Origin of the sequence: Actinocrinis puniceicyclus, from assembly GCF_018283645.1 — a bacterium.
Classification (GTDB): Bacteria; Actinomycetota; Actinomycetes; order Streptomycetales; family Catenulisporaceae; genus Actinocrinis; species Actinocrinis puniceicyclus.
Genome location: NZ_JAGSXH010000144.1, coordinates 1 through 11,878 on the forward strand (window position 1 = coordinate 1; position 11,878 = coordinate 11,878).

14 protein-coding genes and 2 tRNA genes are annotated in these 11,878 nt (G+C 67.2%); 8 read left to right on the forward strand and 8 right to left on the reverse strand.

What is annotated here, in order from left to right; translation table 11 throughout:
- Positions 1-20: 20 nt before the first annotated feature.
- From gltX to KGA66_RS25270, 3 genes are all read left to right on the forward strand, one after another.
- A complete protein-coding gene (gene gltX / locus KGA66_RS25260; protein ID WP_312887070.1) occupies positions 21-1,508 on the forward strand; it encodes a glutamate--tRNA ligase in 1,488 nt (495 codons plus the stop codon).
- Between the two features lie 5 nt (positions 1,509-1,513).
- Positions 1,514-2,254 (forward strand): HAD family hydrolase, encoded by a 741-nt coding sequence (locus tag KGA66_RS25265; protein WP_211471389.1) that lies wholly within the window; start codon positions 1,514-1,516, stop codon positions 2,252-2,254.
- Between the two features lie 133 nt (positions 2,255-2,387).
- Positions 2,388-2,459, forward strand: a tRNA-Gln gene (locus KGA66_RS25270).
- Positions 2,460-2,538: 79 nt separating this feature from the next.
- On the opposite strand, the gene KGA66_RS25275 is transcribed toward KGA66_RS25270, so the two are convergent.
- Complete coding sequence (locus tag KGA66_RS25275; protein WP_211471391.1) at positions 2,539-4,656, reverse strand: M3 family metallopeptidase; 2,118 nt, start codon at positions 4,654-4,656, stop codon at positions 2,539-2,541.
- A gap of 331 nt (positions 4,657-4,987) precedes the next feature.
- On the opposite strand from KGA66_RS25275, the gene KGA66_RS25280 reads away from it, so the two are divergent.
- A tRNA-Glu gene (locus KGA66_RS25280) sits at positions 4,988-5,060 on the forward strand.
- A gap of 499 nt (positions 5,061-5,559) precedes the next feature.
- Here the strand turns inward: KGA66_RS25280 and KGA66_RS25285 are convergent.
- The 6 genes from KGA66_RS25285 to KGA66_RS25310 all read right to left on the reverse strand — a co-directional run bounded on the left by KGA66_RS25285 (position 5,560) and on the right by KGA66_RS25310 (position 8,702).
- The gene (locus tag KGA66_RS25285) at positions 5,560-7,020 is read right to left on the reverse strand and encodes a tyrosine-type recombinase/integrase (protein WP_211471394.1); all 1,461 of its coding nucleotides are present in this window, start codon (positions 7,018-7,020) and stop codon (positions 5,560-5,562) included.
- The gene (locus tag KGA66_RS25290; RefSeq protein WP_246508654.1) at positions 7,017-7,199 is read right to left on the reverse strand and encodes a helix-turn-helix transcriptional regulator; all 183 of its coding nucleotides are present in this window, start codon (positions 7,197-7,199) and stop codon (positions 7,017-7,019) included. Before KGA66_RS25290 ends, KGA66_RS25285 begins: the two co-directional genes overlap by 4 nt.
- 319 nt (positions 7,200-7,518) lie before the next feature.
- Positions 7,519-7,806: a hypothetical protein gene (locus tag KGA66_RS25295; protein ID WP_211471397.1), complete on the reverse strand. Its 288-nt coding sequence runs from the start codon at positions 7,804-7,806 to the stop codon at positions 7,519-7,521.
- A gap of 5 nt (positions 7,807-7,811) precedes the next feature.
- Complete coding sequence (locus tag KGA66_RS25300) at positions 7,812-8,000, reverse strand: hypothetical protein (RefSeq protein ID WP_211471399.1); 189 nt, start codon at positions 7,998-8,000, stop codon at positions 7,812-7,814.
- 115 nt (positions 8,001-8,115) lie between these two features.
- On the reverse strand, positions 8,116-8,508 hold the full coding sequence (locus tag KGA66_RS25305; protein ID WP_211471400.1) for a hypothetical protein: 393 nt from the start codon (positions 8,506-8,508) through the stop codon (positions 8,116-8,118).
- Positions 8,505-8,702, reverse strand: coding sequence for a hypothetical protein (locus tag KGA66_RS25310; RefSeq protein ID WP_211471402.1), 198 nt, complete (start codon positions 8,700-8,702; stop codon positions 8,505-8,507). Before KGA66_RS25310 ends, KGA66_RS25305 begins: the two co-directional genes overlap by 4 nt.
- A gap of 313 nt (positions 8,703-9,015) precedes the next feature.
- On the opposite strand from KGA66_RS25310, the gene KGA66_RS25315 reads away from it, so the two are divergent.
- Positions 9,016-9,237: a hypothetical protein gene (locus tag KGA66_RS25315; protein WP_211471404.1), complete on the forward strand. Its 222-nt coding sequence runs from the start codon at positions 9,016-9,018 to the stop codon at positions 9,235-9,237.
- A 183-nt stretch (positions 9,238-9,420) separates the two neighbouring features.
- Complete coding sequence (locus KGA66_RS25320; protein ID WP_211471406.1) at positions 9,421-10,293, forward strand: DUF2637 domain-containing protein; 873 nt, start codon at positions 9,421-9,423, stop codon at positions 10,291-10,293.
- A gap of 118 nt (positions 10,294-10,411) precedes the next feature.
- Here the strand turns inward: KGA66_RS25320 and KGA66_RS25325 are convergent, their stop codons facing one another.
- Positions 10,412-10,903 (reverse strand): hypothetical protein, encoded by a 492-nt coding sequence (locus tag KGA66_RS25325; protein ID WP_211471408.1) that lies wholly within the window; start codon positions 10,901-10,903, stop codon positions 10,412-10,414.
- Between the two features lie 158 nt (positions 10,904-11,061).
- On the opposite strand from KGA66_RS25325, the gene KGA66_RS25330 reads away from it, so the two are divergent.
- Both KGA66_RS25330 and KGA66_RS25335 read left to right on the forward strand, forming a co-directional pair.
- A complete protein-coding gene (locus KGA66_RS25330) occupies positions 11,062-11,469 on the forward strand; it encodes a hypothetical protein (RefSeq protein WP_211471410.1) in 408 nt (135 codons plus the stop codon).
- Positions 11,466-11,878: hypothetical protein (locus KGA66_RS25335; protein WP_211471412.1), on the forward strand; the 413-nt coding region annotated here is incomplete at its 3' end. The genes KGA66_RS25330 and KGA66_RS25335, both read left to right, overlap by 4 nt.

Here is an 11,878-nt window from a genome sequence, read left to right on the forward strand (position 1 = left end):
ACCCCGACCTCACCGGCAAGGTGCGCGTCCGCTTCCCCCCTTCCCCGACCGGCGATCCGCACGTCGGCATGGTGCGCTCGGCGCTGTTCAACTACGCCTTCGCGCGCCACTACGGCGGCACGTACGTCTTCCGCATCGAGGACACCGATGCCGCGCGCAACACCGAGCAGTCGTATCACGCGTTGATCCACACGCTGCGCTGGATGGGCTTGGAGTGGGACGAAGGCCCGGAGGCCGGCGGCGATTACGGCCCGTACCGCCAGTCCGAGCGCGGCGGGATCTACGCGGATATCGCCGCCCGGCTAAAGGCAGCCGGCCACGCCTATGACTGCTACTGCACCGCCGAGGAGCTTGAGGCCGGGCGCGAGCGTGCCAGGGCACAGAAGCGCACTCCCGGTTACGAGGGCACCTGCCGCGACCTGACGCCTGAGCAGGTAGCGGCACACCAGGCCGCGGGCCGCAGCAGCGTGCTGCGTTTCCGCATGCCCGAGCGGCAGCTGAACTGGAACGACCTGGTCCGTGGCGAGATCACCTTCGCACCGGAGAACGTGTTCGACTACGTACTCGTGCGGGCCGACGGATCGCCGCTTTACACGCTGGTCAACCCCGTGGACGACGCGCTGATGCGCATCACGCACGTGCTGCGCGGCGAGGACCTGCTCTCCTCGACGCCCCGTCAGATCCCGCTGCACGAGGCCCTGATCGAGCTCGGTCTCTCCGAGCGCGTCCCGCAGTTCGGCCACCTGCCGTACGTGATGGGGGAGGGCAACAAGAAGCTGTCCAAGCGCGACCCGGAGGCGTCGTTCAGCTACTACCTCAAGCGGGGCTTCCTGCCCGAGGGCCTGCTCAACTACCTCGCCCTGCTCGGCTGGTCCATGGGCGACGACCGGGAACTGTTCACCAAGCAGGAGATGGTCGCCGCGTTCGACGGCGCGCGCATCTCGGTCAACCCCGCGCGCTTCGACCTGAAGAAGTGCGAGGCGATCAACGCCGTGCACCTGCGCCGCCTCGACCCGGTGGACCTGGCCAAACGGCTCCTGCCTTTCCTCGCCGACGCGGGCCTGCTCAGCGGCGACGCTCCGGACGGGCATCTGGCGAACGACGCCGAGTGGCGGCTGCTGCTGGCCACGATCCCGCTCATCCAGGAGCGTATGGTCGTACTTTCCGATGCGCTCGGCATGGTGGGTTTCCTCTTCGCCGAGGAAGCGCGTTTCCAGGTCGATCCCGACGACGCGGCGAAGGTGCTGACGCCGGAGGCCAAGCCGGTTCTCGAGGCTGCTGTCGCCGCTCTGGCAGCGCTCACCGAGTGGACCACCGCATCCATCGACGAGGCCCTGCGTGCGGCGCTGATCGAGGGGCTCGGCCTGAAGCCGAAGGCCGCCTTCACCGCGATCAGGGTCGCCGCGACCGGCCGCCGGGTCTCGCCGCCGCTGTTCGAATCACTCGAACTGCTCGGCCGCGAGCGCACCCTGGCCCGGCTGCGTGCCGCCGCCGAAACGACCGCCTGACCACCGTGTCACACCCCGGCCCCGCGGTGTCCGCAGTCCTCTTCGACCTGGATCGCACCCTGATCGACCTGGAGCGGGCCACTCGTTTCGGGATCGACGCGTACCTGGCCGCACTCGGCCGGCCCGCCGGTCCCGAGGCTTACGCGGAATGGAAGCGGTTGGAGCGTGTGCACATCCAGCGGTACCTCGACGGAGAGGTGACCGTCGAGGGGCAGCGCCGGGATCGGGTTCGCGAGATGACGGGCATCCAGTACTCGGACGCCGAAGCCGACGACTGGTTCGCGGCATACCGCGAGTGCATGGAGACGCAGCTGCGCCTCTTCGACGACACTCTCGCCGCGCTCGACCATCTCGACTCGGTGCTCGGCGTCCCGGTCGGCGTCATCACGAACATGGAAACCGGTTATCAGCTGCGCAAGATGGCCGCGGTCGGCCTGCCGGTCGAGCGCTTCGCCTGTTTCCTGGGTATCGACCGCCTGCCCGCTGCGAAGCCGCACCCGGATGCGTTTCGGCGAGCGTGCGCGGCTCTCGGCGTCGTACCCGGCCGCAGCGTGGTCTACGTCGGTGACGAACCGCAGATCGACGCGTTCGCCGCGCATCAGGCCGGCTTGCGCGGCGTCTGGCTGGACCGGCCGGACGCCCTGCCTCCGGTCGACCCGGCGCCGCCGGGCTGGATCGAGCGCATCACCGGCCTCGCCGAGCTGCCGGACCTGCTGACCCGGTCGGCGCCGGTGCCCGCGGCGTGATGCCGCGTTCGGTCACGCAGCCTTGTCCGACATACCGAGTTGGGTGATCCCGCCCCTCTCGGGTACAGTAATCCACGCGGCGCAGCCGGGCGCGTCATGCGTGTGGCCGCGGCGCTTTGCCAAGCAGTGTCTATGGGGTATGGGGTAATTGGCAGCCCAGCAGATTCTGGTTCTGTTAGTCTAGGTTCGAGTCCTGGTACCCCAGCAGAGTTCTTCAGTGGCGCGAATGCCCAGGCGTTCGCGCCTTTTCTGTTCCCGCCCGGCGGTATATCTCAAATTAGGGCCTATGGCTGGTCTAAAGGTCGGGCGGCGGCCAGTCCGCGCCGCTCCAGCAGCGGCCCGGTCAGCGGGTCCCGGCCGCGCAACTGCCGGAACGCCTCCATCGGATCCACGCTTTCGCCCCGGGACAGCAGCACCCGCCGGAAGCGCTCCCCGTTCTCCCGCCGCAGGCCGCCGTTCTGCGTGAACCAGTCCACGGTGTCCGCGTCAAGGATCTCGCTCCAGATGTAGGAGTAGTAACCGGCGTCGTACCCGAGATAGAAGACGTGCGCGAAATAGGTCGACCGGTAGCGCGGTGGAATCCACGGGAACGCGATCCCCGCCTCATTCAGCGCGTTCGCCTCGAACTCCAGCGCGTCCCCGGGGTCCGTGCCCGGTGTGATCGTGTGCCAGGCCCAGTCCAGCAGCGCCGCGCCCAGGTATTCGACCGTCTTGAAGCCCTGCCCGAACCGGGCCGCCTCCTGCATGCGGCTCACCAGCGTCGCCGGAATCGGCTCCCCGGTGCGGTGGTGTTTCGCGTAGTTCGCCAGCACCTCGGGCCGGGCCATCCACATCTCGTTGACCTGCGACGGGTATTCGACGAAGTCGTTCGGCACGTCGGCGAGCCGCGGCGTGTGCACGTCCATGAACAGCCCGTGCAGCGCGTGCCCGAACTCGTGGAACAACGTGCGCACTTCGTCGAACGCCAGCAGGGTCGGCTCGCCCGCGGCCGGCTTGGCGAGGTTGAGGTTGTTGACCACCACCGGCTTCGTGTCGAACAGCCCACACGGTTTGACCAGGTAATTCATCCAGGCCCCGCCGCGCTTGGACTCGCGCGCGTAGCAGTCCGCGATGAAGAGACCGAGCGGCCTGCCGTCCTGCTCGAACACCTCGAAGACCCGCGCGTCGTCGTGGTACGCGACCAGGTCCTCACGTTCCTCGAACCGCAGGCCGTAGAGCTGTTGGGCCGCGAAGAACACCCCGTCGCGCAGTACGCGTTCCAGCGAGAAGTAGGGCCTCAGGTCCGCGGCGTCCACGTCGAACCGTGCCTTACGTACCTTCTCCGCGTAGTACTGCCAGTCCCACGGCGCGAAGTCAGCCGTGTCGTGTCCGTCGGCCGTGAACGCCTCCTGTAGCGCTTCGGCTTCGCTGCGAGCGTTCGCCATGGCCGGCTCCACGAGTCGATGCAGGAGCGACTCGACGTTTTCGACGGACCGGGCGGTCTGCTCGGCGACGACGTACGCGGCGTGGCTTGGGTAACCCAATAACGCGGCACGTTCGGCGCGTAACCGCGCGATCTGTACGACGAGCGATCGGTTCACCGTCGTACCGCGTGAGATCGAAGCGTTGTACAGCCGTTCCCGGGTGGTGCGCCGGGCGAGTGACGCGAGTGGCAACTGGTTGGTCGGCAGTTGGAGGCTGAGCAGGTACTTGCCGCGCAAGCCGCGCGCCGAGGCGTTCGCGTGGGCGGCGCTCAAGGCGTCGTGCGAAAGTCCTTCCAACTCGTCCGCGTTGTCGAACACCACCGCGCGCTCCCGCGTGTCGGCCAACAGGTTGCGCTCGAATGCGGAGGTGAGCCGCGCCAGTTCGGTGTTCAGTTCGCGCAGCCGGCCCTGAGCGGCGGTTCCGAGCAGCGCCCCGGCCCGCACGAAGTCGGTGTAGTAGCGGTCCACGAGCCGGGTGGCTTCAGCGGTTGGTCTGTCGCCGCGGGCGTCTTGATCCGCTGTCATGGCGCCGTGCTCGTGCGTCGTGGGTGCTGCCTCTTGCGCCGCCTGCTGCATCGCCTCGCGCACCGCGTGCACGCGACCGAACAGCGTCGGGTTGAGCAGTATCGCGTCGCGGTGGGCGGTGAGCCGCGGCTCGAACTCAGCTTGTAGATCTTGAACGGTAGGCGTCGTGTCCGACGATGCCTGGTTGTTGAACGCGGCGGTCACTCGCCGCAGCACTTCGCCGGAACGCTCCAGCGCGAGCACCGTGTTGTCGTAGCTCGCCGGCGCGGTCTCGGCGGTGATCGCCGCGAGTTGCGCGGCTTGTTGCTCCATCCCGAGCGAGAAGGCTGCGGCGTAGTGCGACTCCCGGATCTCCGCGAAGGGCGGCAGCTGATACGGCAGGGCGCTCTGCGTGAGGAACGGGTTGGCACTCATAAAGCGACCCTAGCCGGGTGCGCTGTCGTATCCCGCGCGTGGCTGGCTGCGCGTGGCTGCGCGTACGCCGCGGCCCCGGTGGTCCCGGCCGTGCTCCCGGTGCCGGTCGCGGTGCCGGCCTGGAGGGTCGGCGCAGTCTTGGGGCTCAGTTGGAGGCGCGGCTGGCGGTGTGGCGCCGTGGTCCTAGCCCGCGCGTACTGCTGGGCCTCGGCGAAGGCAAGCCAGCGGCCGCGTCCGTCGTGGGCCCGCGCCGCCATATCGATTTGGTCGGACCCTGGCCCGTCACCTATGCTGGAGCCCGTTGCCGAGCGAGAGCCCGCCAACCCCACCTGGCCCCGTTGTGTAGCGGCCTAGCACGCTGCCCTCTCAAGGCAGTAGCGCGGGTTCGAATCCCGTCGGGGCTACAGTTGAAAGACCAGGGCAGACGCTGTCTGACCTGGTCCTTCTGCTTTGTTGAATCAGAACCCTCTTCGTCAAGTCGTTGTCAGCGTATGTCACTGTAAGCCGCTTTTTGCAGCCGTCCGTGGCTGAATGGTGGCTCAGGTTCGCGGTCAGCCTCGTGCCGATCACGCGGGGGCACTACCATGCGCCACCAGTCCTCGCGAGTGCGCGAGGAGACGACCCCTCCCCGAGACGTTGGTTTAGTCCCCGGCTCTTGGGTCTTGGGCACTCGCTGCGTGGCGCAGGCGCGTACGGTGCCACCGATTTCGGCCCGTGAATTTCCCGGTTCACATCTGCGGGTCGCTGTAGGTGAGGTCGCGAAACGCCGCTCGGGGCTGATTGAGCTCCCGCGGATCCAGGAATGTTCCGTCGAGCCAGAATGGCGGGATTCGTACGAGAGGGAAAGAAATCGGGGCGGCTCCCGGATGAGGGAGCCGCCCCGATCGAGCTGAAAAGAAACGGTCATTCGTCGTCGTCGCCGAGGGCGTCTTCGATGGCTTTGTTTGCCGCGGCGTCCTGATCATCGAGCGCCCATGCGTATCGTTTCATGAGCACGTCAACGCTTTGGCCGGCGCGCTCGGCGATCAGGGCGGGGTCGCGGGTGGTACGCAGTCCGAGCGAGATTCCGGCGTGCCGCAGGTCGTAGGGGATCTCCGCGAGTGACGAGCCGACGCGGTTTGGTGGAAGTGCGAAGGGTCGAGCCTGCTTCCAGACTTTCTGGTAAGCGAACGGGGTGACCGACGCCCCTCGCTCGGTACGGAAGATGCGCCCGTCCTCGCCGACGCCGAACTCCGCGATGTGCGCCCGCAAGATTCGGACGAGGACCGGTGGGATGGGTACCGATCGGGTCTCGCCGTCGGCGCGCGCCTTGAGCGCCTTGTCATCGTGCAGTTCCCCGTTGTCTGTCCAGCGACGTCCCGCATAAGGCGTGGCCTTGTGCAGGATCAGCAGTCCCCATCCCTTGTCCGGCAGTTCGCAGTCCGCCTCGCAGAGGCCGATCACTTCCTCTGGACGCATCATCGCGTAGTACAGGCAAGCGAGAAATGCTACGTACCTGCGCCCGCCGGCGCGCTTCCAGGTTCCGACATACGTGACGCTGTTGAGTAGCTCTCGAACCTGTTTGGGGTTGGGCACCCGTCGGCGATCGATTTGCTTGGCTACCTTCGGGGGAGTCCATTGGATCGTCTTGAACGGGTCCTCGTGCAGTTCTCCGCACTCAATTGCGTAGCGCACCATGTTGGAGACCACTCCGCGGCGGCGCTTGATGTAGTCTGCTGCCGCCGCCTTGCCGTTCATCGTGGTGGCCAGGGCGTCGAGTACCGCGCGAGCATGCTTCTTTTCGGCTAGGGCCGCGACCGGCAGAGAGTTTTTCTCCAACCAGATCAGTGCCTTGGCAATCTCGGCTGGGGGCTTCCTTTGATCCTCGGCGGGTTGCTTCTCGATGGTCTGCTCATCGGCCGATTGCTGGCCGCCCGAAGCCCGCTTGGAGGGTTCCAGGTACCAGTGCTGTAGTGCACGCCGCAATGTCGCCGTGCTCGGCCCTCCGGGTGCGGCGCTGACGAGGGAGGCGACCGCAGTCGCTGCGGCGTAGATCGTGGTCTCGCGGGACTTGGCCGAAAGCGACTTCCACTTCATGTCCACGTACCTGGCTGAGAACGCGAACCAGGTAAGCCGGTCCGGCTTTTCGGTCATCGAATCGGGCAGGCCGGTGTCGGTGTCGAAGGCTTCGCCATTTTGGACTGCGCTGAGCAGCTTGCCTCGGAACGCGTCGGCGGGCGCCTTGCCGCTGAACGTCCGGTAGTGGGTTTCGGTCGCTACGCGCCAGCGAACCTGGTAGGTGGCGGGCTTCTTCTGCCCGTTCTTCAGAACGCGCGCAGGTTGTAGCTGGCGGATCTCCCAGATGCGAACATCGAGCGTCTTCATGCCGCGCGCTCCTGGAACTTAGCTAGCCAGTTGGCGAAGGTGCTACGCAGAACGCGGATCTCGCCATTGGGCAGCTTGATGGCTTCTGGGCCGATGTGAAGCTCGCGCCAGCGATAGAAGGTGCGGCGCGAAATCTTCAGCTCGGTGCAGATCTCGGCGACTGAGAGCAGTTCGTCCATGAGGGTGGGGGACATGCGCAGACCTCCGCAGGTGGTGCCGTGGTGGCGCCTGCGGTGCGGTCCGAGGGCGGGCTGTGGCCCGATCGAACTAGGCCGCTGGAGTGACCTATCGTTCCTTCCTGAACGATAGGCACGCCTGGAGCCACCTCTGTTCAATTGAGCTAACACTAGAATCGCTCCTCCGTTAACAAGTGGCAAGTTGGTATGCGTATATGAACAAAATGCACTGGTCGGCACAGTGCTGGTCACGGCCCACCCAAGCCCTTCGGGGTGGGCATGGGCCGTGACCAGCACCTCGCATGGGCTTGACCGGCAGCCGCTAAGCCAGGAAGTCGCCGAGAGTTAAGCCGACAACGGTGCTGCTGAGCGCGCTCTCGGCGAGCTGGCGGCACCACTCCTCGCGCCGAGAGGCTTCAGCCGGCGTCTTCGCGAACGCCTCGGCGACCGCGCGCGTGCATCCGTTCCAGTTTCGATGGGTCTTGAGCGACCCGCGGATGGCGTGCGCCAGTTGACGCCCGGTGGGGACGTCTCCGGTCTCCAACTCGGAGCAGAACAATGCGTCGATGATGCGTGCCATGGCGAGGTGGCTCTCGCTCAGGTCGGACACGACGATCACCGTCCGGCCGGTGCGGCGACGGAGCGGATGAGGCGGTCCGAGACGATGACCTGGCCGCTGTTGCGGGAGATCCAGCCGAGTGCGCCGATGCGGCGCGGCTGGTTCGGCTCAGGGAGCGGGGCGACGGTGGTCATGGTGACCGGGACTCCGGCGAACTTGCGCCGGGACATGACGAGCTGAGACATGAGAGCCCTCCTAAGTAGGGGTGTCTTGGCCCGGTCGATGCGGTAACACCGACCGGGCAGTTCTTTGAACTGGGCCGGGCGCCAACCTGGCTCAAGGCGTTGTGAGTGTGACGCGTCAGCCTTCGACGGCTTGGTTGACGGGTTCGAGGTCGAGGAATTCGAACGCCTCGCGGACTCCTGCTGAGGTCAGGGCTCGCGGCTCTGGGGATGAGCCGCCGGTGATCAGCAAGGGGCCGCAGACGACTTGCAGCGGGAGCTCGAAGGTGTCCGCAACGACGACGCTGCCGATCACGTTCACGCTTCGCGCGCGACCGTAGGCAAGTCCGTCGAACCAGAAGACCAGACCGCTGCGGCCCGGGGCCTCGACGCCGTGGGGGACGGCCGAGTCGATGAGCTCGCGGATGTGCCACAGCTGGCCGCCGGGGTGGTCCGGTTCGGCGAGCCCGGCGAAGCGCGGGGTCGTGATCTCACCGTCGGAGCCGATGAGGATGGTCATCGTGTCGTTCATCGAAACCACCAGCCGTCGGCATCGAATCCGATAGCTGTGGCGATGAGGAGGGCGATCACGCGACGGTCCCTCGCGATGAACACCAGGCCGACGGGCGCGAAGCCGCTGAGCTGTGTGGCGCCGTTGTCGAGGATGGAAGTGAGTTCGGCCTCCGCAGGCGGGAAAACGCCGTCGGGAATGGCAAAATGGGTCATTGGAGCCCTCCTAAGTGGGGTGTCCTGGCCCGGCCGGTGCGGTAACACCGAGTCGAGCGTTTACGGAGGGGGTCGGGCGCCAACCCGACCCCCTCTTGTGCTTCCATGAAACACCGTAACCCAAAACTCTCAAAGTCTTTGACATCCAAAAGAGTGAATCTCTTTGGCTCCTGTGCCCCGAACGACTACAAAGGGAGGGCACCAACGTCATGCACGCGACTGCGCCCGGACCGGAAGGTATGCGATGAACCCCGCTGGCTCTGAAGCACATCCAAGCACCGGTGAGCGTCCTAAGACCCGTCCGAAACAGGCGATGATCCGCAGTGATCAACAGACCAAGCTGGACGATCTGGCCAGGGATCTGCACGACGCTCGCAGCGTGAAGGGTGAGCGGATCACCGCGAACACCTTGATCCGTGTCGCCATCGACGGCTTGGTCGCGCACGGGGGTCGCTTGCACGGGGATACCGAGGAACAGCTGTTGGCCTCGTGGCTGGAGTTCCTCGGTGAGCGCAAGGCGGCGCACGGCCGCTGAATTCGATATTCATACGACCCCGGTGGAGATCTTGGAGGAGCGCCACCGGGGCCTGATCAGAGGAGCGAACCCCTGATGTCCCACCAGAGTACGGCCTGGCCCACACGCCCGGCCGCATCGTCGTTCAGGGCGGCCGAAGCGCCGTCCAAGGTCCCCGTTCTGCCGACATGGCTCACCAACGGCTTGCTGGCGCTGGCCAGTTGCGTCCTGCTCGCGCTCGCGTGCGCCTCCGCGTGGTTGTCGTACCACGCCCAGGTTTCCTACGTACTGGCCCACAACGGCAACCAGGGGGCCGAGGCCAGGATCTGGGCGTTGCTGCTGGACACCGGGACGGCCGGTGTGTCGCTGCTGCGCCTGTACGAAACGTTGCGGCGCCGACCCGCCGTGGCCACCCGGATTTCTCTGCTCGGCTGCATCGCGGCGAGCGTGACTATGAACGTGCTGCACGCTCCCGCCCGCTCCCCGGGCGGGTACCTGGTCGCGGCTGTGCCGCCGGTGATGTACGCGGTGTTTCTGGAGCACCTGCTGGCGAACCTGCGCAGTTTGCTGATGGCGGGCGAGCAGCGGCGCTCCTTGTGGCGCACGCTCACCTTGTGGGTCAACTTCCCCGCGTTGATGTGGAGCGGGCGCCGCGATTGCCTGCGGCGTGATGCGGAAGGTGCGTTGACCGTGCCGCGGTGCGTGTCCTGCGCCGATGAGGCCGCTTCGTGCGCCTCTTCGGACGGCGGCGGCTCGGTGGAACAGGTCCAAGACGCGGGTGACCAGCCCGACAACGGGCGGCTGGCGCGAACGTTGCGCCGAGGCCGAGGCCCCGGCCCGAAGCGGGTCGCCTTCGAGGCGGCCCTGACGGATCAGGTGCGCTCTGGTGATCTGCGCCTGTTTTCCGAGGACGGGCGCGAGCGCAACGCGGCGGCGTACCAGGCCGCTGCGTCACTTCCTGTGCCGCTTTCCCGGGGTACCGCCCGGCGCTATGTGGTGCAGGCACTGCCGCGCCTGGAGGGCACCGGCGCAGGTTCAGGAGCACCGGTGCCGGACGGCCGGCCGAAAACCGGTTGACGCCCCTGAACTGACGCGCAACTGGAGCGGCCCCGTGTCACTGCGGGACCGCTTCACTTGCGTCTCTCATGCGAGCGCGTCGAAATCGCCGCAGCGGAACATCGCGTGCGTCCAGGCGTCAGCGCACGGAACCTGCCGACTCGGCGGGCGCATCGTCACTCACTGGCTCGACATGCCTTGGCCGCTTCTGCGCTGCAAGCGGATCGGCGACCGAGGCGGCCGGGATCGGCGAGGGGCCGGTATCCGCGAGGTACTCGCGTACGCCCGCCAATGAAAGCCCGGTGAGCTCCGCGATCCCGGCGCGGCCCTCGTCCAGAGCGTCGAGGGCACGCACCGCGTCGCGCATCGCGGTGTCGAACGGCGCAATCGAGGCGTCCGCCTCGCGGCGAATGCGCTGAACCTCGCTTTGCGCGTGGTAGAAGTCCGCGAGAATGTCCTGGAGCTTCTTTTCCCGCGCGATGCGTTCCGCGTCCCGTCGAGCCACTGCCTCTGCTGCCTTGGCCAGCGCCTGTGTCCGCGCTGACGCTCCTGTTCGTCGTGCCATGTTCACCACAGTAAATCTTCCGGGTGGGATCGGCGAGCCGAGCAGCGGCACGGCGCGAAAGACCACATCCGCAGAGACCTCTGGAACTCGTCGGCAAGGTCGCGCTGCCAAGCAGGCCAGGCCGCCAGCTAAGAGCGCGGGTTATCCACAGCCTTGCGCGTGCGAGTCGCGATGCCGGGTCTTTCGCCGCATCCTGGCATTCCAAGCCCGTGCAAGGAGACCTCGTGAAAGACCTCGACGTCCTGCTGGCCGAACTGAACGACTCACCCGCCGACGCCGCCGTCGATCGCGCCGCCGAGGCACTGGCCGAGGCCAGCGAGGCCGCCGCCGCCCTGGCCGAGCGCGACGGCTACGACACGGTGACCCTCTGGTGGGCCGCCAGCGCGCTGGCCAAGGCGTATTCCGCGCTGCAAGCACACACCACCGCCGACCCGCCAGACCTCCCGTCCGGACCCTCGACGCTGGCGGACGATCCGGACCGCCTGATCGAACTCGTACATGCCAGCGCCCGCGCACTGGACCGCGCCGCCCGAGCGGCAACCGAACCCGGGCGAATCTACGCCCTGACCCACGCGTCGAACCTCGCCCGGCAGGCCGAGCGCGCGTGCAGCAATGCCAGGGCGGCGGCATGACGGCGCCGACCTTCGAGGAGTTCCTCACCCTGGCCGAAGACCGCCTCGCCCTTGCCGCCCTCGCCATCAGCGACGGGGCGACGGTCGGCGCCGCGACCTGCGCCGTCCTGTCCACCGCCACCCGCGCACTGATCACACTGGGCACCCGCTACGGGCTCACCCCCCACGGCACCCCGGTCAGCGACTGGCAACCAGCCTTCACCGACCACCTCACCGTGGCCGACCGCCGCCTGCGACGGCACGCCGACCCGAACGCCACACCCAGCCCGGCGGACGAACTGATCGGCGACGTCGCCCGGCTGATCACCGTCGCCCAGGACGTGCTCGCCACCCACCTGACAGTCCCCGACCCGCCCCGCCAGTTTGCCCGCACCCCGACCGGAGCCGACCTGTTGAGCTGTCTCTTATA

Coding starts and splice junctions, on each gene's coding strand:
- KGA66_RS25275 (WP_211471391.1), bottom strand. CDS start 4,656: ATGAGTGCCAACCCGTTCCTCACGCAGAGCGCCCTGCCGTATCAGCTG.
- KGA66_RS25285 (WP_211471394.1), bottom strand. CDS start 7,020: ATGAAGACGCTCGATGTTCGCATCTGGGAGATCCGCCAGCTACAACCT.
- KGA66_RS25290 (WP_246508654.1), bottom strand. CDS start 7,199: ATGGACGAACTGCTCTCAGTCGCCGAGATCTGCACCGAGCTGAAGATT.
- KGA66_RS25300 (WP_211471399.1), bottom strand. CDS start 8,000: ATGTCTCAGCTCGTCATGTCCCGGCGCAAGTTCGCCGGAGTCCCGGTC.
- KGA66_RS25305 (WP_211471400.1), bottom strand. CDS start 8,508: ATGAACGACACGATGACCATCCTCATCGGCTCCGACGGTGAGATCACG.
- KGA66_RS25310 (WP_211471402.1), bottom strand. CDS start 8,702: ATGACCCATTTTGCCATTCCCGACGGCGTTTTCCCGCCTGCGGAGGCC.
- KGA66_RS25315 (WP_211471404.1), top strand. CDS start 9,016: ATGATCCGCAGTGATCAACAGACCAAGCTGGACGATCTGGCCAGGGAT.